Annotated in this window: 26 protein-coding genes; 12 read left to right on the top strand and 14 right to left on the bottom strand. The window is 59.6% G+C overall.

Annotated features, from left to right (window positions below; translation table 11 throughout):
• Nucleotides 1-40: 40 nt before the first annotated feature.
• The 4 genes from gph to ACP7AP_RS05805 are packed head-to-tail and all read right to left on the bottom strand — an operon-like array spanning nt 41 to nt 4,470.
• Complete coding sequence (gph, locus tag ACP7AP_RS05820; RefSeq protein WP_426033159.1) at nt 41-736, bottom strand: phosphoglycolate phosphatase; 696 nt, start codon at nt 734-736, stop codon at nt 41-43.
• On the bottom strand, nt 729-2,126 hold the full coding sequence (gene lpdA, locus ACP7AP_RS05815) for a dihydrolipoyl dehydrogenase (RefSeq protein ID WP_426033157.1): 1,398 nt from the start codon (nt 2,124-2,126) through the stop codon (nt 729-731). Before lpdA ends, gph begins: the two co-directional genes overlap by 8 nt.
• A 9-nt stretch (nt 2,127-2,135) precedes the next feature.
• Nucleotides 2,136-3,431: an alpha/beta fold hydrolase gene (locus ACP7AP_RS05810; RefSeq protein WP_426033155.1), complete on the bottom strand. Its 1,296-nt coding sequence runs from the start codon at nt 3,429-3,431 to the stop codon at nt 2,136-2,138.
• Nucleotides 3,432-3,441: 10 nt separating this feature from the next.
• Nucleotides 3,442-4,470 (bottom strand): transaldolase family protein, encoded by a 1,029-nt coding sequence (locus tag ACP7AP_RS05805; protein WP_426033153.1) that lies wholly within the window; start codon nt 4,468-4,470, stop codon nt 3,442-3,444.
• 130 nt (nt 4,471-4,600) lie between these two features.
• On the opposite strand from ACP7AP_RS05805, the gene ACP7AP_RS05800 reads away from it, so the two are divergent.
• On the top strand, nt 4,601-4,984 hold the full coding sequence (locus ACP7AP_RS05800; RefSeq protein ID WP_426033151.1) for a hypothetical protein: 384 nt from the start codon (nt 4,601-4,603) through the stop codon (nt 4,982-4,984).
• Nucleotides 4,981-5,262 (top strand): hypothetical protein, encoded by a 282-nt coding sequence (locus ACP7AP_RS05795; protein ID WP_426033149.1) that lies wholly within the window; start codon nt 4,981-4,983, stop codon nt 5,260-5,262. Before ACP7AP_RS05800 ends, ACP7AP_RS05795 begins: the two co-directional genes overlap by 4 nt.
• Before the next feature lie 226 nt (nt 5,263-5,488).
• On the opposite strand, the gene ACP7AP_RS05790 is transcribed toward ACP7AP_RS05795, so the two are convergent.
• From ACP7AP_RS05790 to ACP7AP_RS05765, 6 genes are all read right to left on the bottom strand, one after another.
• The gene (locus ACP7AP_RS05790) at nt 5,489-6,109 is read right to left on the bottom strand and encodes an HGGxSTG domain-containing protein (RefSeq protein WP_426033147.1); all 621 of its coding nucleotides are present in this window, start codon (nt 6,107-6,109) and stop codon (nt 5,489-5,491) included.
• Between the two features lie 1,104 nt (nt 6,110-7,213).
• Nucleotides 7,214-7,759 carry a YaeQ family protein gene (locus tag ACP7AP_RS05785; RefSeq protein ID WP_426033145.1) on the bottom strand — a complete coding sequence of 182 codons (546 nt, stop codon included), beginning with the start codon at nt 7,757-7,759 and terminating at the stop codon, nt 7,214-7,216.
• Between the two features lie 303 nt (nt 7,760-8,062).
• The gene (locus ACP7AP_RS05780) at nt 8,063-8,794 is read right to left on the bottom strand and encodes an amino acid ABC transporter ATP-binding protein (RefSeq protein WP_426033143.1); all 732 of its coding nucleotides are present in this window, start codon (nt 8,792-8,794) and stop codon (nt 8,063-8,065) included.
• A complete protein-coding gene (locus tag ACP7AP_RS05775; RefSeq protein ID WP_426033141.1) occupies nt 8,791-9,465 on the bottom strand; it encodes an amino acid ABC transporter permease in 675 nt (224 codons plus the stop codon). Before ACP7AP_RS05775 ends, ACP7AP_RS05780 begins: the two co-directional genes overlap by 4 nt.
• Nucleotides 9,452-10,225: an amino acid ABC transporter substrate-binding protein gene (locus ACP7AP_RS05770; protein ID WP_426033139.1), complete on the bottom strand. Its 774-nt coding sequence runs from the start codon at nt 10,223-10,225 to the stop codon at nt 9,452-9,454. The genes ACP7AP_RS05775 and ACP7AP_RS05770 overlap by 14 nt, the downstream gene beginning before the upstream one ends.
• Before the next feature lie 398 nt (nt 10,226-10,623).
• Nucleotides 10,624-11,562 (bottom strand): helix-turn-helix domain-containing protein, encoded by a 939-nt coding sequence (locus ACP7AP_RS05765; RefSeq protein ID WP_426033137.1) that lies wholly within the window; start codon nt 11,560-11,562, stop codon nt 10,624-10,626.
• Between the two features lie 136 nt (nt 11,563-11,698).
• Between ACP7AP_RS05765 and ACP7AP_RS05760 the strand changes: the two genes are divergently transcribed.
• The 9 genes from ACP7AP_RS05760 to ACP7AP_RS05720 all read left to right on the top strand — a co-directional run bounded on the left by ACP7AP_RS05760 (nt 11,699) and on the right by ACP7AP_RS05720 (nt 22,152).
• Entirely contained in the window at nt 11,699-12,931 is a 1,233-nt protein-coding gene (locus ACP7AP_RS05760) for an ABC transporter substrate-binding protein (RefSeq protein WP_426033135.1), read from the top strand.
• Between the two features lie 69 nt (nt 12,932-13,000).
• On the top strand, nt 13,001-13,906 hold the full coding sequence (locus ACP7AP_RS05755) for a carbohydrate ABC transporter permease (RefSeq protein WP_426033133.1): 906 nt from the start codon (nt 13,001-13,003) through the stop codon (nt 13,904-13,906).
• Nucleotides 13,906-14,754, top strand: a complete 849-nt coding sequence (locus ACP7AP_RS05750; protein WP_426033131.1) for a carbohydrate ABC transporter permease — start codon at nt 13,906-13,908, stop codon at nt 14,752-14,754. Before ACP7AP_RS05755 ends, ACP7AP_RS05750 begins: the two co-directional genes overlap by 1 nt.
• Nucleotides 14,755-14,770: 16 nt before the next feature.
• The gene (locus ACP7AP_RS05745) at nt 14,771-15,859 is read left to right on the top strand and encodes an ABC transporter ATP-binding protein (RefSeq protein ID WP_426033129.1); all 1,089 of its coding nucleotides are present in this window, start codon (nt 14,771-14,773) and stop codon (nt 15,857-15,859) included.
• The gene (locus tag ACP7AP_RS05740) at nt 15,859-17,811 is read left to right on the top strand and encodes a beta-galactosidase (protein ID WP_426033127.1); all 1,953 of its coding nucleotides are present in this window, start codon (nt 15,859-15,861) and stop codon (nt 17,809-17,811) included. The genes ACP7AP_RS05745 and ACP7AP_RS05740 overlap by 1 nt, the downstream gene beginning before the upstream one ends.
• A gap of 3 nt (nt 17,812-17,814) precedes the next feature.
• Complete coding sequence (locus ACP7AP_RS05735) at nt 17,815-19,890, top strand: alpha-galactosidase (RefSeq protein ID WP_426033125.1); 2,076 nt, start codon at nt 17,815-17,817, stop codon at nt 19,888-19,890.
• 244 nt (nt 19,891-20,134) lie between these two features.
• Nucleotides 20,135-20,347: a terminase gpP N-terminus-related DNA-binding protein gene (locus tag ACP7AP_RS05730; RefSeq protein WP_426033123.1), complete on the top strand. Its 213-nt coding sequence runs from the start codon at nt 20,135-20,137 to the stop codon at nt 20,345-20,347.
• Nucleotides 20,347-20,553, top strand: a complete 207-nt coding sequence (locus ACP7AP_RS05725) for a hypothetical protein (protein ID WP_426033121.1) — start codon at nt 20,347-20,349, stop codon at nt 20,551-20,553. Before ACP7AP_RS05730 ends, ACP7AP_RS05725 begins: the two co-directional genes overlap by 1 nt.
• An 807-nt stretch (nt 20,554-21,360) precedes the next feature.
• A complete protein-coding gene (locus ACP7AP_RS05720; RefSeq protein ID WP_426033119.1) occupies nt 21,361-22,152 on the top strand; it encodes a dimethylarginine dimethylaminohydrolase family protein in 792 nt (263 codons plus the stop codon).
• Between the two features lie 85 nt (nt 22,153-22,237).
• Here ACP7AP_RS05720 and ACP7AP_RS05715 read toward each other — a convergent pair whose 3' ends face one another.
• The gene (locus ACP7AP_RS05715; protein ID WP_426033117.1) at nt 22,238-22,726 is read right to left on the bottom strand and encodes a hypothetical protein; all 489 of its coding nucleotides are present in this window, start codon (nt 22,724-22,726) and stop codon (nt 22,238-22,240) included.
• Nucleotides 22,727-22,816: 90 nt separating this feature from the next.
• Between ACP7AP_RS05715 and ACP7AP_RS05710 the strand changes: the two genes are divergently transcribed.
• Nucleotides 22,817-23,818, top strand: a complete 1,002-nt coding sequence (locus tag ACP7AP_RS05710; RefSeq protein WP_426033115.1) for a hypothetical protein — start codon at nt 22,817-22,819, stop codon at nt 23,816-23,818.
• Here ACP7AP_RS05710 and cydX read toward each other — a convergent pair.
• From cydX to ACP7AP_RS05695, 3 genes are read right to left on the bottom strand one after another with little or no spacing between them, the layout of a single operon-like run.
• Nucleotides 23,815-23,940, bottom strand: a complete 126-nt coding sequence (cydX, locus tag ACP7AP_RS05705) for a cytochrome bd-I oxidase subunit CydX (protein WP_426033113.1) — start codon at nt 23,938-23,940, stop codon at nt 23,815-23,817. The two genes, ACP7AP_RS05710 and cydX, sit on opposite strands and share 4 nt — an antisense overlap.
• 12 nt (nt 23,941-23,952) lie before the next feature.
• Nucleotides 23,953-25,116, bottom strand: a complete 1,164-nt coding sequence (cydB, locus tag ACP7AP_RS05700; protein ID WP_426033111.1) for a cytochrome d ubiquinol oxidase subunit II — start codon at nt 25,114-25,116, stop codon at nt 23,953-23,955.
• Between the two features lie 4 nt (nt 25,117-25,120).
• Nucleotides 25,121-26,731 carry a cytochrome ubiquinol oxidase subunit I gene (locus ACP7AP_RS05695; RefSeq protein WP_426033109.1) on the bottom strand — a complete coding sequence of 537 codons (1,611 nt, stop codon included), beginning with the start codon at nt 26,729-26,731 and terminating at the stop codon, nt 25,121-25,123.
• Between the last annotated feature and the right edge of the window lie 21 nt (nt 26,732-26,752).

Genomic DNA, 26,752 nt, shown 5'->3' with positions numbered 1-26,752 from the left:
AACCGTCGCGCCGATGCTTACCGACATGGGCGCTGTATTTTCAATCAACTGCGTCGTTTTGCTGCATCAAGCGGTCAATCAGGGCAGGAACCTCCTGCATGTTGTGAGCCACGGCGTCGGGAGCCAATTCGCTAATGTCTTTTTGGTAATAGCCCCACGTAACCGCAATCACTGGCAGGCCTGCAGCCTTGGCTGCGGCGACGTCCACCTCTGAATCGCCAATCATGATGGCCGGGCGCGACGCGGGATTGCCAAGGGGAAGGCAGCCAAGCAGGTGTGCCGGATCGGGCTTGGCCGCGCCGAATGTGTCAGGGCCAGCCACAAGTTCGAATGCTGTCAGCAGCCCCAAGTCCCGCAATAAGAGCCGAGCATTTGCTTCCAGCTTGTTCGTGCAGACGACCAGCCGCCAGCCTGCCTTCTGCAGTGCGTTCAAAACTTCTGCAGTGCCGGGATAGGCTTTGCTTTTACGCGACAGATTGGCCGTGTAATATTCAAGGAACCGTTCTACGGCCCGGGCCAGCACTTGCGCCTCCAATTGCGCACCGCGCGCCTCCAGGCCTTTGCGCACCAGTTCAGCCATACCATGGCCGATCAATTGGCGCACTTTGTTCAGACCCAAGGGCTGATAACCCATTTCTGTCAGAAGCCAATCCAGTGCGTCAGCCAGATCGGGGGCGCTGTCAACGAGTGTCCCGTCCAGATCGAATATGATGGTTCCGCGCGGTTTATCAGGCATGGATCGCTCCGTCTCGTGCGGCCAGCACCGCCTCGCGCAGGGCCTCTGACACGGTGGGATGCGGGAAGATGACGTTGGCAAGCTGCTGCGAAGTGGCCCCCAGCGAGACGGCGATGGTCATGCCGTGGATCAGTTCGCTTGCCTCGACTCCGATGATCTGTGCCCCGATCAATCGATCCGTCGCTGCATCGAATATGCATTTCACCAAGCCGTCCGGCTCACCCAGCACCAGCGCCTTGCCATTGCCGCGCAGCGAGAAGCGGCCGACCCTTACAGACAGACCGCTTTCGACGGCCTTTGCCTCAGTCATCCCGACCGATGCTATTTGCGGGCTGGCGTAGATGCAGTGGGGCACGGGTGAGATGCCGTGTCGCGTCTGCCCGGCAATCGCTTCGACGCAGGCGATGCCCTCGTGTTCCGCTTTGTGAGCCAACATCGGGGGCCCTGCGGCATCGCCGATGGCATAAATCCCGGGCACACTGCTGCGCCCCGCCGCGACAGTTTGCACCGCGCCGTTATTGAGCACAACGCCAAGTGCCTCAAGGCCAAGTCCGACTACATTTGCAACCACGCCCACAGCGCTGAGCAACCTTTCAGCGCTAAGCGTTGTGCCATCCGAAAGCAGGGCGGTCACGTTGTTTTCCCGGCGGTCAAGCTGACCGACTGTGACGCCTGTATGCATGGGAATACCGCGCTTTTGCAACGCCTTGGCCATCAGGCCAGAGATCTCGGCGTCCTCTTGAGGCAGAATGCGTGCGGCAATATCGATCAGCGTGACCTTTGAACCCATTGCGGCGTAGATTGAGGCGAACTCGATCCCCATCGCCCCTGAACCCACAACGATAAGGCTCGCCGGAACGGATACAGGCCGAAGCGCATGCATATAGGTCCAGACCAGATGGCCATCGGGTTCCAGCCCGGCCAAACGGCGCGGACTGGCCCCGGTTGCCAGGATCACATGTTGCGCCGCGTAAACCCCCGGACCCAGCGCGCCGCGCGGCGCGGCAGCGTCCGAAGCGGTCACCGTTACGTCACCTGCTGAGGTCAGCATTGCGGCACCCCAGATCACATCGACGCCGTTCTTCTTCAGAAGGAAGGCAACCCCCGCCGAAAGCTGCCCACTGACTTCGGTCGCCCGTCCAATAAGCTTGACGGGATCCAGTACTGGCGAAAGCGGGCTTATGCCTAAGCGATCCGCACCACTTGCCTCGCGCAGCACATCGGTTCCCTTCAGCATAACCTTTGTGGGAATACAGCCCCAATTCAGGCAGATACCGCCAAGATGCGCCCGTTCGATCAGCCCGACCTTAAGCCCCAATTGCCGTGCCCGGATTGCGGCCACGTAACCGCCGGGGCCTGCACCGATGATAAGGATGTCATAGTCATTCATCGACTGCATTCAGTTCGCTGACCGGATGGTGCGTGCAATCAGGGTCTGAAGCAGATAGGCAGCCTCGACCTGCGGCAAGTGGCCGACCCGGTCCAGCCGGTACAACGCGACATGCGCGGGCACGGCAGCCTCGACTTCCCGCAGCGGTACGATGGTATCCTCGCGTCCGGTGATGACAGCGCAGGGACCTTTGTAGGCGCGCAAAGCGGCGGTGGTCGAAAACAGTTGTGTCGACCCTTCGAATACGGCGCTTGCCACACGGCTTTGCGCCAGGGTCAGGCCTGCGGCTTCGCGTGCCGTCAAGGTTGCGCGGACGAGGACAGAGGCGAGGCTGGCCGGATCATGGACCAGTCGGCGCATCCAGGCCGAAAGGGCGGCCTCTGATCTTGCGGCAAGGAAACCTTCGACAAAGTCTCCGGCGATCGATGGCCCCAGACCGGCAGGCGAAATCAGCGTCAGCGACCGCACGTCCAGATCACCACGTTCCGTCAAGGCGGTGGCAACAGCGGCCCCAAGCGAATGGCCGACCAGATGGACACCACCCGGCAACGTACGTAACGTCTGCCCCACTGTGGCGACAATTGCGGCAAAGTCGGTAGCACCATGTCCGTGCGAGGCCCCATGCCCCGGCAGGTCAAGCGCCATCATCGGATTATCCAGCCCGATCCGACCGATCAGGGGGCGCCATGACGACAGGTCCGCCCCAAAACCATGCAGGAATACAACGGGTGTTCCTTGGCCAGATTTCAATGTACGCAGGTCCAGCATGCCACCCGACGCACCATTTGCGTCAAGGGCCGCATCGACATCGCGCAGCACAACTGCACCAAAGGGACCGGTGCCCGCGATCCGGGTCACGTCCATCCCGTGGTCGGATGCGATCCGCCGTGCCACGGGCGAGGCCCGAAGGCCCGTGTGTGCGACCGACGATTGATTGGTCGGCACGGGTTTGGGGGCTGCCACGACAGACTGGACCGGGATAGGGATCGGCGCAAGCGGGGCGGGCGCGACTGGAACGTCTGCTGCTTTGACGGGCGCAGGTTCGGCCTTTGTCGTCACAACTTCGCCGACCTCCCCAAGCATCATCAATGGTGTGAGCACGGGTGCTACGTCGCCGGTTTTGTAAGGCAGGCTGATGACGACGCCTTCAACAAATGCTTCGACCTCGAAGCTTGCCTTTTCGCTTTCCACCACGGCAACAAGGTCCCCCTTTTTGACCCGGTCGCCCAGCTTGACGTGCAGTTCGATTATCGTCGCCTCAGTCAGGTCTTGGCCGACCTGCGGCACCAAAATGGGATGAGCCATGTGTTCTCCATCAGGTGGATTGCGCACCGGCGCCTTCCAGCGCACGGGCGACAAAATCCACGGTTTTGCGTGTGGCAGCGGCAAATTCGGCAGCGGTGGTGGCAAAGGCGCCGAACTGGCAAAAGTCCGCAGGGACCATGCCGTCAAAATCATAGGCCTGCCGGAAATAGGGAAGTTGCCGCAGTTTGGCTATTACCTCGGGCGAGGGCGTTTGGTTGATCGCCTGTGGATCGAAAGACGGCAGACGATCTTCGGCTTGCATCAGTTGGGCGATGAAACCGGGCGGGCAGGTATAGACGAAATCCCCCCCGGCAAGATCGGCGATATGTCGGCTTTGTGCTGCCCCGCCCGACCCTGCATCACTCACCCGCATCGAACACTGCAACATCTTGGACGCATGACCCGTTTCTTTACCGTAGTGGTAGGCGCGTTTCATGACTGCCATTTCGCCGTCGATGATCTCGTCCGGGGTCAGCGTGATGCCACGCAGTTCAGCCTGCGCTTTCAGATCGCCGACATTGCCCAGTCTGGCCGACACATGGGTGATCACTGATCGCCAGCGCGACAGGTCGATGCCTGCCGCCCGCGCCCGCGCCAGCCCGCGCGATACGGCATTCATGCAGGCGACGTATTGCGACACGGTGAAAGAGGTGGTGTTGTTGGTGGAAATGCCGCGGGCAGTCAGCTCTTCGATGACAAGGTAGCCTTCGGCAGAACCGGGGATCTTGACCATGAGGTTTGGCGCCAAATCGGCCAGCTCAAGACCCTGCCTCAGCATCCGGTCATAATCACTGACAAAGCGTGGATCGACCTGGCCGGATACGTGGCCGTGCCGCCCCGCTGTCGCGAGATAAACCGGCAGGATCATTTCCGCCCCGAGACGCGCGGTTTCAAGATACGCCAGCCAGTAAATCCTTTCGACATCCGCGCCAGGATGGTCTTCGGCGATCCGGCGGATCCTGGCGATCCAGAATTCCGGATCGTTTTGGATTGCCTGCAAGGATAGCGGCGGATTCGTCGTAGCACCGCCAAAGCCCATGACGCCGCGATCTCTTGCATCGCGCGGGTTAAACAGGCGCGATAGTTGCGCTGCCCAATCCGCCTGTTTTTCGACAGGTGCCGTGACAAGGGCGATGCTTGAGGCGCGTGTTCTGCGCGGGATAGACCCGATGACCGGGACACGGATCGATGGCGAAAAAGGAGGTCGCCATCGGGCGCCTAGAGCGGCGTCAAGATTTACCACCCCCGAAGCCTTTGTGGCGGCTGAAACCTATGTGCGCGGTACGCTGGACTATCGGGCCGCGCGCGACGCGGCGTTGTATGATCCTGCTTATCAACGCGGATCCTTTGAGGTTGCAGTTCGCATCGAAGATGCTTTGGGGCGCAATCTTCTGTCTCAGGTGGAAGGTGTCGTTCTGACAGGGCCACGCAGTGGTATGAACCCACTAGGCGTCATGAATTTCGACGGCGGGATCGTTGTCGCCCAGTTCAGAATTGCAGCTACCGGGGAGCCCCAGCTTATCACGATGTTCCCGGTCGGGAGGCGCGAATGACCGTTCCCTACGAATTCATGATGACAACTCACCTGTTCCTGCATACGAACAACTATCGACCCAATGAGTTGAAGGCAGCAGTTGCGGAGAAGTCCGAATGGATCGAGCGCATCCAGCGGCAGTTTGACGAAGTGCTGCAAAGGCGTCCGGTGACAGTTGACTGGTATGCAGAGCATGCCAACGAATTGTTTGATGACGAGGAAACCTTGTACCGATATCTCAAGGAGGTCTACGACTACGTCTTCTCGAACGGTCCTTGGCCCGAGACTGAAGGCTGACGGCAACCCAGAGAAGGTTCGACGCCAGTCGCGTCCCCTCCGCCATATATTCCGTCAAATATTATATTACTTATAGGGACTTGCGCGATTTTAGTCGAATTCATCCCCCGCGACATCCCCCACTTGGCGCTGGATAGTGTTGGAAGTAGCGGGATTGAAGTGACCTGCGGTGTCGATCTTCAACCTATTAGACGCGACCCGCCACACCTCTCGCATTCCTCAAAATTCACATGCTTGTGCAGTTAACGCCGCCCCCGAAGGTCGGGTTACACACAGTGCGAACATTGCGATTTCGGTTCACAAGGGGCTCAGGGTCAATATATGTCGGCTGAAACACGGGCGGTGGCGGCATTGATGCACGCCGACTTTCTTCAAGTTCCGCGATAGTTGTGCATGCTTGAATGTTGCCCCCTTTACATTCGTCCATCAGGCGTTGAAGCGCTGGGCTGGGTGGAGGTGGCGCAGACGTCTCCATGCAACCTGTCAAACCTGTCAATAACAAACCGACCAAAATAATGCGCATTCTCTCTCCTGATGCTAAAGCCTGTAGCCCGCCAAAATTGTCGACACCGCATCCAATCGGAAGTTTGCACACAGCCAAGACGAACGCTCTAACGAGAAATGTCGCTGTGTGTTGCCAGTTTGCCCACCACCGCCGCTGCGCTTCTGCAATCCTTGCCCGCGCTTCCTCTGTTTTAGGCCCTGTGCTTTTGCCTCCATGAAATTTGCAGCGCCGTTTACAGGCTTCACTCTTGTTGCGACATGGCGCGCCATCCCGCGTCTTCGCCCCGCACACCACGCGATGCCGCGACGACCGAACGGCTTTACGTTCACGCCAAAGAGCCATCTGCGCATCCAGTGCCGCCCGCTCCGCCGCTATCCGCCTAACACCCCCCCGTGCGCGCGTACTGGTGCGGCTTAATCTGGCAGGCGTCCAAACCCAGAGCGCCAAACATCCGCAAGACTGCCCACCCTCGGCAATCCAGATGGGGTTTGCACTCCCAATAGGAAACGGTATGTTTGCCGACCCCGGCACGCTTGGCTAACGCGGTTTGCGACAAGTGCGCAGCCTTTCGCAGAAAAGCGGGTTCTGCCCCTGTCATGCTTTTTGCATCCCGGTTTGTCAGAGTCACTGCCGCGATTTCCTTGCCATCGCGCCAGAGGTGCAAGACGGGGCCGGGACGGATGGTAATGAGCATAGCGGGCCCGCCGATCTGGGCGCGAAAGTCTAAGCCGTGAATATCACGAGGTGGGGGAAAGGTGGAAAACCGACGCGGCTTCGTTGACGTTGACGTTGACGTTGACGTTGACGTTGACGGCTAAGCCGCCAATGCGGAATGCGATGCACATTTATTATGACTACCGCACCCATGTGCATCACACCTTGAAGAAAAAGCCGCTCGCCTACGCCGATCTGGCAGAATTTGTCCGCCTTTAGAACGCCGCCAACCGCCATGACCGCACGCCCACCTGATCCGATGCTAGCCCTGAAGGCCGCTGGCGCGTCTAAAGTCGCGAAGACTTGTCAGCCCGCGACAAGGCGAGCCTCGATCTGTCTGGCTAAAAGACAAAAGCCTGACCGATCTGGATAATCTGCCGGAACCCGATGATCTGGCCTAAGATATTATCGAAAATCTTGAAGCGGGATTGGAACGCCTGCGATCCGTTTTGGCGCCCTGGCGGCCATCGCCTTAACCAACAAAACCCGACGCGTCTCGATAGAACAACTTGCTTCAGAAAGCGGCGCGCCCAAGGGTGTCATGGTGGTGCAAAAGGTCTTTGAGCCGATCTGCGCCCACAACTGGGCAGAGAGCTTTCGGCCCAAAGCTGCCGTTCGCTTGGGACGCGACGCCGTGGAGCAGCTTCCTTGGTGCGGATATTGGTAAGGCACGTCTGACTGAGGGGCACCACCAAGCAACGCAAGTCGGTTCTTGTGGCGGGCATCCGTGACTTACGCAGCACTCTTCCATTTCAACGGGGTGAAGTAAACGATGCTGTCACCAACACTGACCATCACATCGCCGTCCTGAATATTGATCTGGAGCTTCATCGCGCGGCTTGCCAGCTTTGCCAGCGCGCCTGTGTCTTTCTCGGACAAACCAATCACTTGAAGGTTGTCAAAACGGGTGGTGCTGCCTTTGATCTTGTCCCACCACATCTCGGCCGTTCTGCCGCCATATGGGTAAACAATCACCTTATCGGCTTTGCTACAGGATTGCCGCATCACCTTCTCGCTGGGCAGCCCCAAGGCCACCCAGACATCAAGTTCGCCGCTCAGGCTTTTCTGCCAAATGTCTGGCTCGTCATCCGTTGACAGGCCCTTGGTCATTTCCAAATTCTCATGCGCGTTCAGCGCAAAAGCAATGATGCGCACCATCAGCCGTTCATCTGTCTCGGACGGATGCTTGGCAACTGTCAGTTTATGGGTCTCATAATAGTGGCGATCCATGTCAGAGACCGAAAGCTCAACTTTGTAAATGGTGGCATTCTGCGCCATGATTTATCCCAAAACTTCGAAGATTGAGCTGCGTACTGCGTCTGGTGATCTTGTGAAAGCAGATAACAAGGCCCGGCATTTTAAGGCGATTGGCTGTTGCCATGTTGTCGAACCTTACGGTGTAGAATGGCGGTTCTGTGTTAGGCCAACACCCTTATGGCGGCGTTTGAAGCGGGGCAAGTTAGCTCGGGCAGCCGGGTTGATCATCGCGCAGTCTCTTTGATCAGCGTTATTCATGACGTCGGTCTAAGATCACTGGGGCCATACCGCTCATTTCCGGCAACTCAACTATGTCAGAATGATCTATCTGACACGGCGCAGGAAATTTGCTGTGCGGATGTCTTTCGGCGTGTCGAAGATTTGGGCAGGCGTTCCCTCCTCCACGATGCGCCCACCGTCCATGAAGATAATCCGGTCGGCAATTTCGCGCGCGAACTGCATCTCATGCGTGACGATCAGCATCGTCTGCCGCCGTTCGGCCACACGGCGCATCAGGTCCAAAACCTCGCCCACCCATTCGGGGTCGAGCGCCGATGTGGGTTCGTCCAGCAACATCAGGGCCGCGTCCAGCGCCATGGCGCGGCCTATGCCGATGCGCTGTTGTTGACCGCCCGAAAGTGCGGCGGGGTAGCTTGCGGATTTGTCGGAAAGGCCGATCTCTCGCAGGATAGCGTCGGCCCGCGCCTCGGCCTCGGCACGCGGTTTGCGCTGCACGGTGATGAGGGCTTCGGTGATGTTGTCGCGGGCGGTCTTGTTGGCGAACAGCGCATAGTTCTGAAACACGAACGCCGTCCGGCGGCGCAGCGCAAGGATTTGCGCCGAGGTCGCATTTGCTGCGTCAACGGTCAGATCCCCGATACGGATCACGCCGCTGTCGGGGCGGTCGAGGTAGTTCACACAGCGCAGCAGGGTTGACTTGCCGGTGCCGGAGGGGCCGATGATCGCCACCCGCTCGCCTGCCGCAATGTCAAGGTCGATGCCGTCAAGCACAGTGTTTGTGCCGTAGCGCTTGGTCAATCCACGCATGCTGATCATCGGGCTATGGCCTTGTTCAGGTGGCGTTCCAGCTGCTTTTGCAGGAAAGACAGGGTTTCGACGATGGCCCAATACAACACAGCCACAACAAGGAACGCCTCGAAATACAAGAAGCTGCCAGCGGCTTCCTTCTGCGTGGCACCCATCATCTCGGTCACACCAAGGGTGAAGGCAAGCGAGGTGCTTTTGATCATGTCGATGAAGTAATTCACCAAGGTTGGTGCCGCCACGCGGGCCGCCTGCGGCAGGATGATCCGGCGCATCGACTGTGCCTGCGTCATGCCGACGGCCTGTGCCGCCTCCCACTGGCTGCGGTCAACGCCAAGGATCGCGGCGCGGATGCTTTCGGCCATATAGGCGGAAAAATGCAGCGTCAGCCCGATGATCGCCGCCGTCACGCCGTTGATCCCGGACAGGATTGGCAGGATTTGCGGCAGGCCATAGTAAAACAGGAACAACTGCACCAGCAACGGCGTGCCCCGGAAGAAGCTGATGAACAACTGCACAAACTGGTCCAGCACAGGCACGCGCATCACCCGTTCCACCGCCATCAGGCAGGCAAGCAGCAAAGCACAGACCATCGCGGCCAGCGCCATACCGATGGTCAGCGGCACATAGCCCAGAATGACCGGCACCAGACCAAGCATGTAGTCAACGTCAAGACCCCGCATCGCGTCTGCCTGTAGGCTGAGTCACGTCAAGACCCAGCCATTTTTCGGAAATAGCCTTCAGCGTGCCATCGGCTTTCATCTCGGTCAGCGCCGCATCCAGCTTGTCACGCAGAGCCTGGCCCTCGGCATCGTTGCGGAAGGGCAAGGCGTTCTGGATCTCGCTGAACGGGGGACCGGCCAGTGCCAGCGGCAACGGGCTTTCCTTGATCACCTGCGCCGAGGAGACACGGTCCATCACGAAAGCATCGATCCGCCCCAGCGCCGTGTCCTGCTCGATATTGCTTTCGTAGGTGCGGATGTCGATTTCACTGGCGAACGGCAATGCGCGCAGCAATTGCTCGAAGTTGGAGCCAAGGTTGACCCCCACCGAACGGCCCTTCAGGCTTTCAACGCCGGTGATCTCTGTCTCGTTGCCTTTCTTCACCACCACTTGCGCGCCGTCATAGACATAGGGCTGGCTGAAGGCGAATTTCGCCGCGCGTTCGGGGGTGATGGTGATCTGGTTGGCAACCGTGTCGATGCGTCCGGCTTCCAGCGCGCCGATCAGACCCGAGAATGACATGGTCGAGAATTCCACCGTATCGCCCGTCCGTTCGGCAAGCGCGTTCATCAGATCAACCTCAAAGCCCTGCAACTTGTCCTGCCGAACAAAGGTGAAGGGGAAATATCCGCCGGACATACCGACACGAATGGTCTCTGCAGCGGCAGGAAGAACGACGGCTCCAGCCAGCAGCACGGCAAGCGATAGAGATTTCAACATCTGATGCTCCTGTATCCAGACTACACAAGATGCTTGCGACAGGCGGGGAGATCAAGGCGCATTGCTGAACAAGCACGGCGGGGCTTCGGCCTTGAGCGGTTCAGGATAGTGAGACCTGATTTAGGGTGAAATCAGGTCGTTTTTCCTAAGGTGTTTCGTGGGCAGTGGAAAATAGTCTATTGTATACCGCCCGTTGATGCCGCTGAGTTTGAAAGCCGGCAAGTCCAAACGTCTTTTTCACCGATGGGCGATCTTTTCACCCCGGCGTCATGGCTCTTGGGAAAAAATCGCCTCGGGCGCATAATCTGCGCGTCCGCCAGCCAGAAAAGCTTGCTTATTGTCCAGTCTCTTGGCCGAGGCTGAATCACGCCGTACCTGCAAGATCAACGTATTCTGACTCAGGAAGAAAGCACGGCTTTCGCACGTAGTCTTTGGCGGAACTTTTTTGGGCGTTCGCCAAACCTGTCGGAAAAAGCCTCATAAAACCGCGAGATAGAGCCAAAGCCGGACTCGTAGACGATTTCGGTGATGGATTTATCCGTCGAGATCAACAGCGATTGCGCCGTGTCCAACCGGTGGCGGGTGATGGCTTGGGTTATGCTTTGCCCGACCGAGCGCTTGAAAAGCGACATGGCGTAATTGGGGTGCAGGCCACTGCTGGCCGCCACCGCTTCGGCCCGTACATCGCCAAGTGCATGTTCAGCCACGAACCGCAGCATACGTTCCACATGCTCGATCCGCTCTGCACCATGCGGGGCCAGGCTGGCAATCGCCGAGCCTTCCTCGCGCAGATCGCGCCAACCGTCACGCTCGATGCGCAGAACACGGGCGGTCAACTCATTTCGGATGATCTCGGTCAGGCTGGCATCGCCCGAAAGCAATTCTGCGCGCCACCGCATGAAAATATCGCGGTCCCAAGCGGTGAGATGCATCGCCTCGATCACCGCGCCGCGAAACACCGCATCGCGAAACTGGCTGAGCGACGCCAGCCCCAAAAACACCGACATCGGCACATACAGGCAGACAAACCGCGTAGGCTCGGCGCGCGCGATCACCTGATGCGGCACCATGCCCCAAAACAGGCACAACCGCCCGGCATCCACAGTCAGTTCCCGGCCGTCAAACCAATAGGTCATCTCGCCTTCCAGCACGAAATTCAGCTCGATCTGACTGTGCATATGCGGGCCCGCCATGCGCTGAACGTCAAGCGATTCACCGGCACAAAACCGATGGTCGCCAAACACCACAAGCGGATGGCGCGGGTCATACTCGGGATGCGCGGGCGTCGACTCGTCGCGCGCGCTGGCCAAATTTGGGGTTTGTAATTGCAGAGGCACCTTAGAATCCCGGAAGTATTACACGGCATGTCGGTAGAGTTTACTGCATTTGATGCCAAACTCAACCGCAACCAGATACTCTCAAGGATGAGAGATTTCTGGGACAAAACCGAATTTCGGTTTCAGGGAGGAAACCATGACACTCACCAAAGCCCTTACCGGGCTGGCGCTTAGCGCATTTCTGATGGGCACCGCCGCCTTCGCAGGCGAGATTGTGATCAACTCGGACCAATCAGACCCGACGCCGAAAAAGGCGATGGAAGAATTGATCGCTGATTTTCAGGTGAAATATCCTGACATCACCGTGAAATGGAACAATTTCGATCACGAAGGCTATAAAGCCGCGATCCGCAACTTTCTGACAGCCGATCCGCCGGATGTGGCCGCTTGGTATGCGGGCAACCGGATGGAGCCGTTTGTTAAAGCGGGGCTGTTTGAGGATGTCAGCGACGTTTGGGCCGCCAACGGTCTGGATGATCAGCTGAAATCGGCGGCCTCGTCGATGACCATTGATGGCAAAAAGTGGGGCGTTCCCTACACCTACTACCAGTGGGGCATCTACTACCGCAAAGACCTGTTTGAACAAAACGCCATCACGCCGCCGAAAAACTGGGCCGAACTGCTGGCTGCCAGCGAAAAGCTGAAAGCCGCAGGCATCACGCCTTTCGCCATTGGCACCAAGGCTTTGTGGCCAACCGCGGGCTGGTTTGACTATCTCGACCTGCGCGTGAACGGCTATGAATTCCACATGGATTTGACGGCTGGCAAGATCCCCTACACCGATCCGCGCGTCAAAGCCGTGTTTGAGAAATGGGCCGAGTTGGTCAAGCCGGGCTATTTCATCGAAAACCACGCCGCGATTGATTGGCAGGATGCCATCCCGCAAATGGTGCAGGGCAAGGCTGCGATGTATCTGATGGGCAACTTTGCTGTGGCCACGATGAAAGACGGCGGGCTGACCGAAGACCAGATCGGCTTCATGCAGTTCCCGGAAATCACCGCAGGCATTCCGATGTCGGAAGATGCGCCGACCGACACGTTCCACATCCCGGCAGGGGCGAAGAACAAGGAAGATGCCAAGGTGTTCCTGGCCTATCTGGCCTCGCCCGAAGCACAATCCAAGATGAACGCGACACTGGGCCAGTTGCCGGTCAACAACCAATCGGCAAAACCCACCGACACCTTCCTTGAGGCAGGCTTCACCATGCTGTCGAATGCACATGCATTGGCACAGTTCTATGACCGTGATGCACCTGCTGAAATGGCTAAGGCAGGGATGGAGGGCTTCCAGGAATTCATGGTCAAGCCTGACGATCTTGACCGCATTCTTGAGCGGCTCGAAAAAATCCGCGCCAAAGTCTACAAATAGGTCGGACTCCTCCCCCGACTGCGGGGTCGCCTTCGGGCGGCCCCGACCCGCTTTATTCACGAGGTCGATATGCCCCACGATCCCCAGCCTGCCGGGTTCTGGAAACGGAACCAGATGAAAATCGCACCCTATGTCTTTCTGGCACCGGGCGCGGTGATGTCCCTGATTTATGTGTTGATCCCGATTGTGCAATCCATCTGGATCAGCTTTCAGGACTGGGACGGTCTGGGTCCGAAAACTTGGGTCGGTCTGGCCAACTATGTCGAGTTGCTGGACGATGACACCTTCTATGTCGCTCTGAAAAACAACCTGCTATGGCTTGGGCTTTATTTGCTGGCGATCCCGATGGGACTGGCGGCTGCCTTGTTTCTGAACCAGAACGTCTGGGGCATCCGGCTGTACAAGTCGTTGTTCTTCTTCCCATTTGTGATCAGCCAGGTCGTTGTCGGCTTGATGTTCACCTGGTTCTATGCCCCCGATTTCGGCCTGTTTTCGCAACTGATCAAATGGCTGACCGGCAGCGAAGTGGCCATTCTGGCGGATGAGCGCTACGTCACCTATGGCATCATCGCCGCTGGGCTTTGGCCGCAAACGGCCTATTGCATGATCCTGTATCTGACCGGGCTGAACAATCTGAACTTTGAGCAGATCGAAGCCGCCCGGATGGACAATGCCCGTGGCTGGCGCTTGCTGCGCCATGTGATCTTGCCGCAACTGGCACCCGCGACCTTCATCGCCATGGTCGTCACGGTGATCGGTGCCTTGCGCAGCTTTGATCTGGTGTCGATCATGACGGCGGGCGGGCCTTATGGCTCCAGTCAGGTGCTGTCTTACTTCATGTATGAACAAGCTTTGTCCGAATACGGCTATCGCATGGGCTACGGGGCCGCCATCGCGGTGGTGCTGTTCCTGATCATGATGGTGTTCATCACGCTGTTCATCGTGCGGATGATCGCACAGGAAAGGAACCGCTGATGTTTCCGACCCCGATCCAGAAAGCCTCGGCCCCTGCCCGGCTTGCCTATAAGATCGCTTTGCCCATCGCTTTGGTGATCTGGCTGTTTCCGCTGATCGGGGTTGCAGTGACATCGCTGCGGCCTGCCTCTGATCTGGCGGCGGGCAACTACTTTGGCATGCCCTCGTCGATCGCCTTTGAAAACTACGCTTCGGTGTTTCGCGACAGCCCGATTGGCTGGTATATCCTGAACTCGTTCAAGGTCACGATCCCGACGGTGATCGGCGCGGTGGGTCTGTCGTGCCTGACCGGATTTGCACTGGCGGTGTACGGCTTTCGCGCCAATCTGTGGGTGTTCTTTGCCTTTGTGGCAGGCAACTTCATCCCGTTCCAGATCCTGATGGTGCCGGTGCGTGAGCTGACCCTTAAGGCCGGATTGTACGACACGACGCTGGGGCTGGTGCTGTTTCATGTGGCGTTCCAGACCGGATTTTGCACTCTGTTCATGCGCAATTTCATCAAGGGTATGCCATTTGCGTTGATCGAAAGCGCGCGGGTTGAAGGCGTCAGCGAATGGCAGATTTTCCGCCATATTGTGCTGCCCTTGATGCGCCCTGCCATCGCGGCGCTGTCGGTGCTGGTGTTTACCTTCGTGTGGAACGACTACTTCTGGGCCACGGTTCTGGTGCAGGGCCAACACGCGATGCCCGTCACGGCAGGACTTTATGCGCTGAACGGGCAATGGGTGGCGGCGTGGCATCTGGTATCTGCCGGGTCCATAGTAGCAGCCCTGCCCCCCGTGCTGATGTTTTTCCTGATGCAGCGGCATTTCATTGCCGGACTGACCCTTGGCGCGACCAAGGGCTGATGAAAAGGAGCCTGTCATGGCCGAAGTAAGCCTAAGCAACGTCAAAAAAGACTTTGGTGCGATCAGCATCATCAAGGGCATCGACCTAGAGATCAAAGACGGCGAGTTCTGCGTGTTTGTTGGCCCCTCGGGCTGCGGCAAATCCACCTTGCTGCGGATGATCGCGGGGCTGGAGGATATCTCGCAAGGTGCGCTGCGCATCGGTGGGCGCGATATGACCCAAGTCGGCCCGTCAGATCGTGGTGTGGCAATGGTGTTCCAAAGCTACGCGCTTTATCCGCATATGACGGTGGGCGAGAACATCGGTTTTGGCCTGCGGATGACCGGCCATGACAAGGCCGAGATTACCAAGCGCACGGCGGCGGCGGCCAAGATGCTGCAACTTGAACCTTTGCTGGCGCGCAAACCGGGCCAGCTTTCGGGCGGGCAGCGGCAACGGGTGGCGATTGGCCGCGCGATTGTGCGCAACCCCGAAGTGTTCCTGTTCGACGAGCCTTTGTCGAACCTTGATGCGTCGTTGCGGGTGCAGATGCGCGGCGAAATCTCGCGGCTGCATCAGGATCTGGGTGCGACGATGATCTATGTGACGCATGATCAGGTCGAAGCGATGACGATGGCCGACAAGATCGTGGTGCTGTCGGCGGGTCGCATTGAACAGGTCGGCAGCCCGCTAGAGCTGTATCACCGCCCGAAAAACCTGTTCGTTGCGGGCTTTATCGGCAGCCCGAAGATGAACTTTATCGCGGTTGATGCCCGCCCCCATGACGGTGGCATCGAAGTGACATTGCCCGGCGGGGCTGTGTTGCAACTGGCGGGTTCGTTGGCGTCGGCGGGCAAGATGACGCTGGGCCTGCGCCCCGAACATGCCAGCGCCACCGGTGCAGGCGACGCGGTGTTGCCCGCAAAGGTGCATCTGGCCGAACATCTGGGGTCGGAGACCTTGTTCTTCGTGGGCCTTGCTGATGGCACCGAAATCGCGGTCAAGGCCGATGGTCTGGCCCCGGAGCGCCCCGGTGACAGCATGCAGATCGGCTTTCCGGCCCGCGCCTGCCATTTGTTCGACGCGGGCGGCAATGCCGTGCTGAATGGGGATCTGACGCGCTGATGCTGGGAGTTTGTTATTATCCCGAACAGTGGGATGAAAGCCGCTGGGCCACCGATGCACGCCGAATGCGGGAATTGGGCATCGCTTACGTCCGCATCGGTGAATTTGCGTGGTCGCGGATCGAGCCTGCGCGGGATCAGTTCAACTTTGGCTGGCTGGACCGCGCCATGGATGTGCTGCACGCCGCAGGGCTGAAGATCGTGCTGGGCACCCCCACCGCCACCCCGCCGAAATGGCTGGTCGATGCATGTCCTGAAATTCTGCCCTATGATGAACAGGGTCGGGTGCGCGGCTTTGGCTCGCGCAGGCATTACACGATGTCATCAAAAACATGGTGGTATGAAAGCGCGCGGATTGTCACCGCCATTGCCAAGCGTTACGGCGATCATCCCGGTCTGGTCGGCTGGCAGACCGACAATGAATATGGCTGCCACGACACCACATTGTCTTGGGGGCCAGAAGATCTGCGGGCGTTCCGTGACTGGCTGCGCCGTCGCTATCAATCCTGCGATCAGTTGAACGAGGCTTGGGGCGCGGTGTTCTGGTCGATGGAGGTCGCCGATTTCGCGCAAGTCAGCCTGCCGAACCTGACCGTCACCGAAGCCAACCCGGCGCATCGGATGGATTTCTGGCGGTTTCATTCCGAACAGGTCGCAGCCTATGATCTGATGCAATGCGACATCATCCGCGCCCAGTCGCCGGGCCGCTGGATCACGCATAACTTCATGGGTTTCGTGTCGGATTTCGACCATTTCGCGGTGGCCGACCACCTTGATCTGGCCTCATGGGACAGCTACCCGATTGGCTTTGTTGAAAAATTCCCGTTCTCAGAGGCCGAGCGCAACCGCTGGGCGGAAACCTCGCATCCCGATATCGCGCCATGGCACCATGATCTGTATCGCGGCGTCGGGCGCGGTCGGTTCTGGGTGATGGAACAACAACCCGGCCCGGTGAACTGGGCCGCCTGGAACCCGGTGCCCAAGCCCGGCATGGTGCGGCTGTGGACATGGGAAGCCATGGCGCATGGCGCCGAGGTGGTCAGCTATTTCCGTTGGCGTCAGGCCCCGTTCGCGCAAGAGCAACATCACGCCGGCCTGAACCTGCCGGGGGTGGACAAATTATCGCCCGGTGGCCTTGAGGCAGGCCAAGTTGCGACAGAGATTGCCCAACTTGGCCCGCTGCCCGCCGTGCAGCAGGCCCCGGTGGCCATCGTGTTCGACTATGCCAGCTATTGGGCAACGATGGTGCAGCCGCAGGGCCGCGACTTCCGCTATGAAGAACTGGCCTTCCGCTGGTATGAGGCCCTGCGCCGTCGCGGGCTGGATGTCGATGTGGTCCGCCCCGGCGCAGCCTTGGACGGCTATGCGGCGGTGATCGTGCCGACGATGATCCATGTGACTGATGCCGCACAGGCGGCGTTGGAAGCGGCACAAGGCGTGGTACTGATCGGCCCGCGCGCAGGTTCACGGACCCGCAACTTTGCCGTGCCGCACGACTTGCCCCCCGGTCCGCTGCACGCCCTGACGCAGAACCGCGTGATTGAGGTCGCCTCGCTGCGCCCCGGCCTGTCGCACACGGTCGGCGGAGCGGTGCAAGGCAATGCCATCCGCTGGCGCGACCATGCCAAAAGTCAGGCTCAGGTGCTGGCTCGCTTTGACGATGGCGGCCCGGCTTTGACGCAACATGGCCGCGCTTTGCATTTGCTATGCTGGCCGGATCAGGCGTTGCTGGGGTCGGTGATGGATCTGGTCTGCCAAAACGCAGGCCTGCAAACCATGGCACTGCCCGAACATATCCGCCTGCGCCGTCGCGGTGATCTGTGGTTTTTCACCAATTACGGCCCTCAGGCATGGACCCTGCCCGATGGCTTTGATTGCCTGCTGGGCGGTCCTCAGATGCCACCGCACAGCGTCACCGTCGCCAAAGCCACAACCGAACCGAAAGAGGTCTAAGCCATGCCGCAATGGCGTCTGGATACCGCCCAGCAAACCCTTGTGCTGGCAAGCACAGGCGCTGTGCCTCAGGTGGTCTATTGGGGCCCGCCGCTGCCCTTATCCGAAGATCTGGCCGCCGTTGCGCTGTCGCAGGTGTCCGATCTGACCGGTGGGATGCTCGACCGCTTGCCCGATCTGTCGCTCTGCCCGCTGCCGGGGTCCGACTGGCAGGGCCAGCCCGGCATGGCGGTCAGCGACGTGGATGGCCGCCAGATCACCCCGCGCTTTCAGTTTGAACGTGCCGAGATTGCCCCAGACAGCCTGACGCTGCACAGCGCCGCGGATGGCCTGCGCCTGACCCACAGCTTCCGCACCCATACCACGGGCGTCATCGCGATGACGACCGCCCTGCACGCGGATCGCCCGGTGCGTCTGCATTGGCTGGCAGCGCCCGTGCTTCCCATCGCCGCCTTAGGCACCGAGATGATCGACGTGGCAGGCAAATGGCTGGGCGAGTTTCAGCTACAGCGCCAGCCTTGGTCAGTCGGTGCCCGCCTGCGCGAGGCTCGCACAGGCCGCTCGGGCCAGGAACATCCGCCCTACGCCCTGTTCCCCGAACCCGGCTGCACCAACACCGCAGGCACCGTGCGCGCGCTGCACTACGCTTGGTCAGGCGGGCATCGCATGGTGGCCGAAGAGCTGCCAGACGGGCGGCGTCAGGTGCAGTTTGGTCACGCATGGGGGGCCGAATTGGAAGCCTCGACCAGCTTCCAATCGGCAGAACTGCTGGCCGTGGTGTCAGACAGCGGGCTGAACGGCATCGGCCGGGTGTTTCAGCGCGACATGCGCAATCGCGTGGTGACATGGCCCGACCCGGCCCGCCCGCGCCCGGTGCATTACAACTGCTGGGAGGCGGTGTATTTCGACCACGACCTTGCCACCCTCTCCGACATCGCCAGCCGTGCAGCCGCCTTGGGGGCAGAGCGTTTCGTGCTCGACGATGGTTGGTTCGGGCGGCGCGACAATGACACCTCCAGCCTTGGCGATTGGACGGTGGACCTGCGCAAATGGCCGCAGGGCCTGCATCCGCTGATCCGCCACATCCACGATCTGAACATGACCTTTGGTCTGTGGGTCGAACCCGAGATGATCAACGCCAACAGCGACCTTTACCGCGCCCACCCCGATTGGGTGCTGGGGCGCGCCGATCAGACCACAGGGCGCAATCAACTGGTGCTGAACCTTGGGATACAGGCGGTTCAAGATCACCTGTTTGCGGTGCTGTCTGCGCTGCTGCACGAATACCCGATCGACTATCTGAAATGGGATCACAACCGCCTTCTGCCGGTGGTGGACGCAGCGCAAAGCCGTGGCATCTATGCCCTGATGGCCCGCCTGCGCGCCGCACATCCGCTGGTCGAACTTGAAAGCTGCGCCTCGGGCGGCGGGCGGATCGACGCAGGCATACTGGCACACACCCATCGCGTCTGGCTGTCTGATTGCCTCGATCCAATCGAGCGGCTGCGCATCCAGCACGACGCCGCACTGTTTTTGCCGTCTTGCCTTGTCGGCAGCCATGTCGGCGCGCGCAAATCACATACCACAGGCCGCGTGCATGCGATGTCGCTGCGCGCCTGGGTGGCCGCCACCCGTCACTTTGGCTTCGAGATGGACCTGCGCGCGCTGGATGCAGACGAGGCGCAGATATTGGGCCGCGTCACCGCCTGGTGGAAATCCAACCGCGATTGGCTGATGCAGGCCGCGACCTTGCGGCTTGACAGCGCAGACCCCGCCGTGATCGCCGAAATGCAACTCGCCGAAGACGGGGCGCGCTTTGTGCTAACCTCTGCGCAGATCGAGATGAGCCGGCAGATTCTGCCAAAAGCCCTACGCCTGACAGGGCTTGACCCGACAGCGCACTACGAAATCCGCCTGCTCAACCCGGAAGATGCGCCGCCGCAATCGCGCGCAAGATGCGCTTTGGCAACCGGCGTGCTGCGCCTGAGCGGCGGCGCATTGATGGCGCAGGGCATCCTGCTGCCGGTCGCATGGCCCGCGTCGATCTGGATGCTGGAGGGTAAAAAAATATCAGCATAGACTTCTGCAACTGGCACAACCGAAGCAGATTTTTTGCGCAAACAGCATGATGACAGCCCCACCGCATGTTGCCTGGCCAAACCCGAAGGCTGGAAAATAGCACGCGAATGACGGCTTTCCGCCTGACGCAGTCGTCATGATCAAGAATGTAGCATGTATTCCCTGCCGTGTGTTTCGGCGTGCAATTTTGCCCCCCTGATGTTCTGTCAGACCGTTCTTTGCCGGGCCGCGAACGGATGCAGGGATGAAGCGAGTGCATACGATCGCACGGGTTCGGCGGGCCTTCTACGTTCAGGGCTGGTCGGTCAAGAAGATCGTGCGGGGCCTGCAGGTGTCGCGGAATACCGTGCGGGAAAATCCTGCGGACGCACGAGACGGACTTAAGCTAAAAGCGCGAACGGCAGGTGCGGCGGAAGCACAGGCTTTCGGACTGATGATCCGCAATCGGCGTAGGTGATGGGCCTGCGGCAGAAAGATGTTGTTCTCTCAACCGGGATGGGGAGGCGGTATCTCATTGATCTTGAAACTGGTAAGTCTACAGCGCGCCTTGGTCCAGTCCTGATGATTGTCCGGCATCTTGCGATCATTCCAGGACTGGCCAATGCCATCCCAGAAAAGGCTTCCGGCACCCCGCCGTCCATCTTGCCATTTTTGGAGGATTAAATGCAGATACTCTTCGCCAGCAGGAAGGTTGCCGAACTTGTCCCGTCGGACATGGGCCCCGCGCTGATCTGTGATCCGGAATGGCTACGCTTGAAGTTTGCGACCTTCCGCGCCGCGCCATTGATCTGCTGGCAGAGGTGCCTTTCGTAGACAGCAACAGCCATCGCAATCGGCAAATGGGTCAACTCGACTCGCGCTGAGCATGACCTCGCCCAAGTCTCTGGCTTGCCTGATCGGATCGAGGCTCTGCAATGACCGCCGCACCATCCCAGATTACTCCACGGCTTACAGACTGGACCGCAGCCCGCGCCGCCTCAAACCTTCGCACCAACAATGGCAGCTTGGACAATGACCGGAACCGTTGCCAAACAGCGATCGGTGTCAGGTGGTGATCCGGCTGCAGCCCGGCGCGGCAGCTGATCTTGATTTGGACTCGCTGAATGCGCGGTTCCGCAAGCAGACCGGGTCAGGTCGCGCAGATTGGTTTACCGCGCTGCGCCAGACATCCCGCTGTAGATCCGGCCCGATGGCGAGATCGCGCAGCGCGCAATAACAGACCGCCCAGTGCCATCGCCCGCGCTGCGGCACTGCGGACTGCTTTGCAGAGAGGATCGGGGGCTTATACACACACAGGATGTATCAGCGCCAAACACGGGGGGGTGATCGCCCAACCTGTTTCTGGAATATACTGACACAGGAAAGGCTTAAGCTTTGGCTCGTCGGTTTTGGCTGCGGGCTGCCGCGCTTGGATTTGCGTGGGCGCGAAGTTTGCCTTAGTGTCGCGCAAATTCGGATCAGGAGTCTTTCATGCAGTCTTACACGTTCAGCCATGCCATCACGCGCAGACCCTCGGCCAGCATCATCGCGGGCTTGCGCGCGGTGGATACCGGCACACCAGATCTGGCGCTGATGCAGGCGCATCACGCGGATTATATCGCGGCGCTGATCTCGACCGGGGCGGAAGTCGTCGAATTGGCCGCGCTGGAGGCTTTCCCGGATTCGGTGTTTGTCGAGGATACCGCGTTGTGCCTGCCGAAAGGCGCTGTGGTGATGCGGCCCGGTGCGCCCTCGCGTCTGGGCGAAGCGGCGGAAATGGCACCGCATTTGCAGGCGCTTTACGGCCAAGTGTTGCGGATTGAGGGCGCTGACAGCTTCATTGAGGGCGGCGATATTCTGACCACCGAGACCGAGATTCTGGTCGGCCGCTCAGCGCGCACCAATGCCGCGGGGGTGGCGGAACTGAGGCGGTTGGTGGCGGATTGGGGCTATAGCGTGCGCGAGGTGTTCACGCCGCCGGGGGTTTTGCACTTCAAAACCGATTGCTCGCTGCTGGGTGCCGAGACGATCCTGTCGACCAAACGGCTGGCGGACTCGGGCTGTTTTGACGGCTATAAGGTGATCCATGTCACCGAGGGCGAGGAGGCTTGCGCCAATTCGATCCGCTTCAACGATCTGGTGATCATGCCCGCTGGCTTTGCAAAAACCCGCGCGACGTTGGAGCAGGCGGGCTATGCTGTGCGCGAGATTGGCAACAGCGAATGTGCCAAGCTGGATGGTGGGATGTCTTGCCTGTCACTGCGGTTCACGCCTGCGCGTTAATTTCACATTGGGGTAAATACTCCCGCCGGAGGCTCCGCCCGATATCGCGGATGCCTCCGGCGGGAGTATTTTTGCCAAGATGAAATCAGGGCGTCATCACGGCGGCTCGGTTGAAATCTGCATGGGCTTCGGTGCCATCATCATAGGTCACGCTGATCGTGATGGTCTGGATCGAGCCCAGCGCTGCGGTGAGGTAAATCTCTGCGCCCTCCAGCTTCAGCGCGTTGGGTTGCGGCTCGGCGTCATAGCAGGGCTCCATCGGCCAGACCTTGTCGGGGGCGGCGCCGTTCAATCCGTAGCGGATTTCGCTTAAGCCACAGCGCCATGACAGAAGCTGGGTGAAGTAGAGCAGATCCTTGCCGTCAAATGCGCGCACCGCGATCCAGTTGGCGCGGGTGGCGTCGAGGATCGGTTTGATCTCGGCGGCGGTGGTGAAGTTTTCGGCGCGGGCCGTAGCGGGGATTGTCGCGACGGCGACGGCGGGAATTGTCGCGACGGCGACGGCGGGAATTGTCGCGACGGCGACGGCGGGAATTGTCGCGATGACGGCAACAATCAGGGAATTCCTACGCATCTGAACCTCCTTTTGCTTTTGCTGCCCTGCAATCGCGCCTAATGTCGCGCCAACAGCAGCAGCACGGGGGCCCATCCCCGCGAGAGAAACATGACCGATCCCAAGCCCGCGCGGCAAGCGTTCAATATCGTCGCGGTGGTGCAGGCAGGGCGGCTTCAGTATGAGGCTTTGTTGCTGGCGGCGTCGTTGCGGGCGACCAACGCGGATTTTGCGGGCAAGCTTTACTTGGCCGAACCGCAGCAGGGCGGGGCTTGGCCGAAATCTGTTGCTGTCAGCGATGCAGCGGTGCGGGGGATGTTGCTGGACCTCGGCGCGGAGTTTGTGCCGTTTGAGGCGGTACATTTCGGGCAAAGCTATCCGCATGGCAATAAGATTGAGGCATTGGCGGCACTGCCGGATCAGCCGTTCTTGTTTCTGGACACCGATACGCTGATCACGGGTGATTTCGACACGGTGGGGTTTGATTTCGCCAAACCCGCAGCCTCGATGCGGCGCGAGGGGACTTGGCCTGTGCAAGAATTGTATGGGCCGGATTTGGCCGCGACATGGCGCGCGCTGTATAATCGGTTTGGCTTGGAGTTCGACGATACGATTGATCCGAGCCAGCCGCAGAATTACTGGCAACGCTTCCTATATTTCAACGCCGGGTGGTTTTTTCATGCCAGCCCGCAGGCGTTCGGGCAGCGGTTTTTGGACTATGCACTGGCCATTCGCGATGATCGGCCAGAGGCTTTGGTGTGTCAGGAAATTTACCCGTGGCTGGATCAGATCGCTTTGCCTTTGGTCATTCACAGCTTTGGTGGCGGGCGTCCGGGTGCTGCGCTGGCGGGTTTAGATGGCGATGTGACTTGTCATTACCGCACTTTACCTCTGCTTTATGCGCGGGAAAGTGACCAAGTGGTTGAAGTTTTAGAACATGTGGCAGGGCAAAAGGATTTGCGGCGGATTCTGCGGGATCACGAGCCCGCGCGGTTGATGATTTATCAGAACCGGGGTCGCAAGGTGCGGGCGTTGTTCGACCGTGACGACCTGCCCCGGCGCGAGCAGGCGATCAGGTTTGTGCTGAAGCGCGAAGGGCTTTGGCTGCGTTAGTCTTCGGCGTCGTCAAGGCTGCCGATTTTGCGGCTGTCTTCCAGCATCTCAAGCCACATCGCGTTAACCACCGCGAACATTGCGGCCAGCGGCAGGCCGAGCATCCAAGCGAAATACCACATATTCTTGTCCTTTCAGTAAAGACCGTGGGAGTTTTCCGAGACATCCGCCTCGGTGACTTTGCCCCAGAGCACTTTGTAAACCCACGCAGTGTAGATCAGGATCAGCGGCAGGAAGATCGCCGTAACCACCAGCATGATGAACAAAGTCAGGTGTGAGGATGAGGCGTTCCAGACCGTCAGCGAGGATCGCGGATCGCTGGATGAGGGCAGAATGAACGGAAACATCGTCAGCCCGACCGAGGCTATCATGCCGAAAATCGCCATTTTGGAGGCGAGCAGCGTTGTGATTTCGCGCCCTGCCCTCAGGCCGAGGAACGCCAACAGCCCGCCCAGCACACCCATCGCGGGGGCAATCACGATCCAAGGCCGCAGGGCGTAGGCCTGCATCCAACTGCCGCCCTTCGTCACCTCGAAATGCAGCGGGTTAGACGGGCCGTCGGTGAGGTAAGCGCCCGCGATCTGATAGCCGTCAAAGCCGTAGGCCAGCCAGAGGCCTAAGCCGATATAACCGCCAACCGCCACCAGTGCTGCCCACGACCCAATCCGACGGGCGCGGATTTGCACCGGGCCTTCCGCTTTCAGGGTCAGCCAAGCAGCACCATGCATCACCAGCATAGACAATGAGACGAGGCCAGCACAAAGCGCAAAAGGATTGAGAAGGCTGAGGAATTTCATGTACCAAACGCCTTCGTAGATCGCGTGCAGATCGTCGGTAAAATGGAACGGCACACCTTGCAACACATTGCCAACCGCGACGCCGAAGATCGTGGCAGGCACAGCACCGCCCGCGAACAATGCCCAATCCCATAGCGCCCGCCAGCGCGGATCGTCGCGTTTGGAGCGATATTTGAACGCCACGGGTCGGACGATCAGCGCCGCCAGCACCAGCCACATCGCCAGATAAAACCCTGAAAACGAAACCGCATAAAGTGGCGGCCAAGCGGCGAAAATCGCAGCACCACCGACGATGAACCAGACCTGATTGCCCTCCCACACCGGGCCTATGGTGTTGATCGCCACCCGGCGCTCGGTGTCGGTTTTGGCAACGAAGGGCAGCAAAGCCCCGACGCCCATATCGAAGCCATCGGTCAGCGCAAAGCCGATCAGCAGCACGCCGACCAAAACCCACCATGTCAGGCGCAGGGTTTCATAGCTGAGAAGTTCATGCAAGATCATGGTGTTACTCCGCTGGCATTGCGATGGCATCGGCGTTTTTGCGCCCCATCAGCCGGATTTCATGGCGCTTCATCCAAGCCTCGGTTTCGGCCACCTCAAGGAACGGGCCTTTGCGGATGTATTTCAGCATCAACCCCATCTCGACCACGAACAGCACCGAATAGAAGATCACAAAGCCCGCCAACGTGATCGCCACCTCGGTCATCGACAGCGCCGAGACCGACATCGCGGTGGGCAGCACGCCGTCCACCGTCCAGGGCTGGCGGCCAAATTCGGCAACAAACCAGCCCATTTCGGCGGCAATCCATGGTGCAGGGATCATCCAGACCGCCATATGCAGCGCCGGGCGCGGGAATTGCATCCGCTTGAACGAGGCGCGGTAGAAGAAGTAGATCATGGTGCCGATGAACAAAAACCCAAGGCCCGCCATGATGCGGAAAGCCCAGAACAGCGGCCAGACGGTGGGCACGGTGTCATTCGCGGCCATCTTGATCTGCGCTTCGGTCGCCAGATGCGGCGTATCGGTATATTTACGCAGGAGCAGGGCAAAGCCGAGGTCGGCAGAGTGCAACTCGAACGTATCTTTCACCACCGCAGGCGTCGCCTCACGCTCGGCGCGCAGGGTCAGCAGCGCCTCATAGGCGATCATGCCCGAGCGAATGCGGACCTCTGCCTGCTCCACCAGTTCCGTGATGCCGGGAATTTCGGCGGTCAAAGACCGGGTGCCAATCAGGCCCATCACATAGGGGATATGGATGGCGTAATGCGTCTCGCGCGCCTCTTGATCCGGGAAGCCGAAGGCGGTGATCGCGGCGGGGGCGGGTTCGGTGTGCCACATGCCCTCAATCGCCGCGAGTTTCATCTTTTGGCTGTGGGTGGCGTTGTAGCCGGATTCGTCGCCCAACAGCACGACCGAAAACGCCGAGGCGAGGCCAAACGCCGCCGCCACTGCAATGGAACGGCGCGCGAGTTCAACATGGCGGTCGCGCAGCAGATACCAAGCCGAGACGCCCAACACGAAGACCGAGGCGGTGACATAGCCCGCCGACACGGTATGAACGAATTTCGCCTGCGCCACTTCGTTGAACAGCACGGCCCAGAAATCGGTCATCTCCATCCGCATCGTCATTGGGTTAAATTCGGCCCCCACCGGGTCTTGCATCCAGCCATTGGCGATCAGAATCCACAAAGCTGAGAAGTTAGAGCCGATTGCAACCAGCCAAGCCACCGCGAGATGGGCGACTTTGCTCAGCTTGTCCCAACCGAAGAAGAACAGGCCGACGAAGGTGGCTTCCAGAAAGAACGCCATCAGACCCTCGATGGCGAGGGGTGCGCCGAATATGTCGCCAACGTATTGGCTATAGTAGCTCCAATTCATGCCAAACTGGAATTCCATGGTGATGCCGGTCGCCACACCAATCGCAAAGTTGATGCCGAACAATGCGCCCCAGAACTTGGTCATCTGCCGCCAGATCGGGCGATTGGTCATCACATAGACCGTTTCCATGATGGCGACGATGATCGACAGGCCGATGGTCAGCGGCACGAACAGGAAGTGAAACATCGCGGTGGTGGCGAATTGTAGCCGCGAAAGCTCAACAATGCCGAATTCCATGGATGTGCTCCTGCTGATCGG

This window comes from Cypionkella sp. TWP1-2-1b2 (assembly GCF_049896245.1).
GTDB lineage: Bacteria > Pseudomonadota > Alphaproteobacteria > Rhodobacterales > Rhodobacteraceae > Cypionkella.
The sequence above is the reverse complement of the archived record's forward strand: the minus strand, read 5'-3'. Positions and strand labels throughout refer to the sequence as shown.

Bases quoted from the DNA above. Each gene is read 5' to 3' on its own strand.
- lpdA (WP_426033157.1), bottom strand. From the start codon at position 2,126: ATGAATGACTATGACATCCTTATCATCGGTGCAGGCCCCGGCGGTTAC.
- ACP7AP_RS05710 (WP_426033115.1), top strand. From the start codon at position 22,817: ATGACCGATCCCAAGCCCGCGCGGCAAGCGTTCAATATCGTCGCGGTG.
- ACP7AP_RS05805 (WP_426033153.1), bottom strand. From the start codon at position 4,470: ATGGGCTTTGGCGGTGCTACGACGAATCCGCCGCTATCCTTGCAGGCA.
- ACP7AP_RS05715 (WP_426033117.1), bottom strand. From the start codon at position 22,726: ATGCGTAGGAATTCCCTGATTGTTGCCGTCATCGCGACAATTCCCGCC.
- ACP7AP_RS05800 (WP_426033151.1), top strand. From the start codon at position 4,601: ATGACCGGGACACGGATCGATGGCGAAAAAGGAGGTCGCCATCGGGCG.
- ACP7AP_RS05750 (WP_426033131.1), top strand. From the start codon at position 13,906: ATGTTTCCGACCCCGATCCAGAAAGCCTCGGCCCCTGCCCGGCTTGCC.
- ACP7AP_RS05755 (WP_426033133.1), top strand. From the start codon at position 13,001: ATGCCCCACGATCCCCAGCCTGCCGGGTTCTGGAAACGGAACCAGATG.
- ACP7AP_RS05725 (WP_426033121.1), top strand. From the start codon at position 20,347: ATGGGCCTGCGGCAGAAAGATGTTGTTCTCTCAACCGGGATGGGGAGG.
- cydB (WP_426033111.1), bottom strand. From the start codon at position 25,116: ATGATCTTGCATGAACTTCTCAGCTATGAAACCCTGCGCCTGACATGG.
- ACP7AP_RS05780 (WP_426033143.1), bottom strand. From the start codon at position 8,794: ATGATCAGCATGCGTGGATTGACCAAGCGCTACGGCACAAACACTGTG.
- ACP7AP_RS05785 (WP_426033145.1), bottom strand. From the start codon at position 7,759: ATGGCGCAGAATGCCACCATTTACAAAGTTGAGCTTTCGGTCTCTGAC.
- ACP7AP_RS05695 (WP_426033109.1), bottom strand. From the start codon at position 26,731: ATGGAATTCGGCATTGTTGAGCTTTCGCGGCTACAATTCGCCACCACC.
- ACP7AP_RS05770 (WP_426033139.1), bottom strand. From the start codon at position 10,225: ATGTTGAAATCTCTATCGCTTGCCGTGCTGCTGGCTGGAGCCGTCGTT.
- ACP7AP_RS05745 (WP_426033129.1), top strand. From the start codon at position 14,771: ATGGCCGAAGTAAGCCTAAGCAACGTCAAAAAAGACTTTGGTGCGATC.
- ACP7AP_RS05740 (WP_426033127.1), top strand. From the start codon at position 15,859: ATGCTGGGAGTTTGTTATTATCCCGAACAGTGGGATGAAAGCCGCTGG.
- ACP7AP_RS05810 (WP_426033155.1), bottom strand. From the start codon at position 3,431: ATGGCTCATCCCATTTTGGTGCCGCAGGTCGGCCAAGACCTGACTGAG.
- ACP7AP_RS05735 (WP_426033125.1), top strand. From the start codon at position 17,815: ATGCCGCAATGGCGTCTGGATACCGCCCAGCAAACCCTTGTGCTGGCA.
- gph (WP_426033159.1), bottom strand. From the start codon at position 736: ATGCCTGATAAACCGCGCGGAACCATCATATTCGATCTGGACGGGACA.
- ACP7AP_RS05720 (WP_426033119.1), top strand. From the start codon at position 21,361: ATGCAGTCTTACACGTTCAGCCATGCCATCACGCGCAGACCCTCGGCC.
- ACP7AP_RS05730 (WP_426033123.1), top strand. From the start codon at position 20,135: ATGAAGCGAGTGCATACGATCGCACGGGTTCGGCGGGCCTTCTACGTT.
- ACP7AP_RS05775 (WP_426033141.1), bottom strand. From the start codon at position 9,465: ATGCGGGGTCTTGACGTTGACTACATGCTTGGTCTGGTGCCGGTCATT.
- cydX (WP_426033113.1), bottom strand. From the start codon at position 23,940: ATGTGGTATTTCGCTTGGATGCTCGGCCTGCCGCTGGCCGCAATGTTC.
- ACP7AP_RS05790 (WP_426033147.1), bottom strand. From the start codon at position 6,109: ATGGCTCTTTGGCGTGAACGTAAAGCCGTTCGGTCGTCGCGGCATCGC.
- ACP7AP_RS05760 (WP_426033135.1), top strand. From the start codon at position 11,699: ATGACACTCACCAAAGCCCTTACCGGGCTGGCGCTTAGCGCATTTCTG.
- ACP7AP_RS05795 (WP_426033149.1), top strand. From the start codon at position 4,981: ATGACCGTTCCCTACGAATTCATGATGACAACTCACCTGTTCCTGCAT.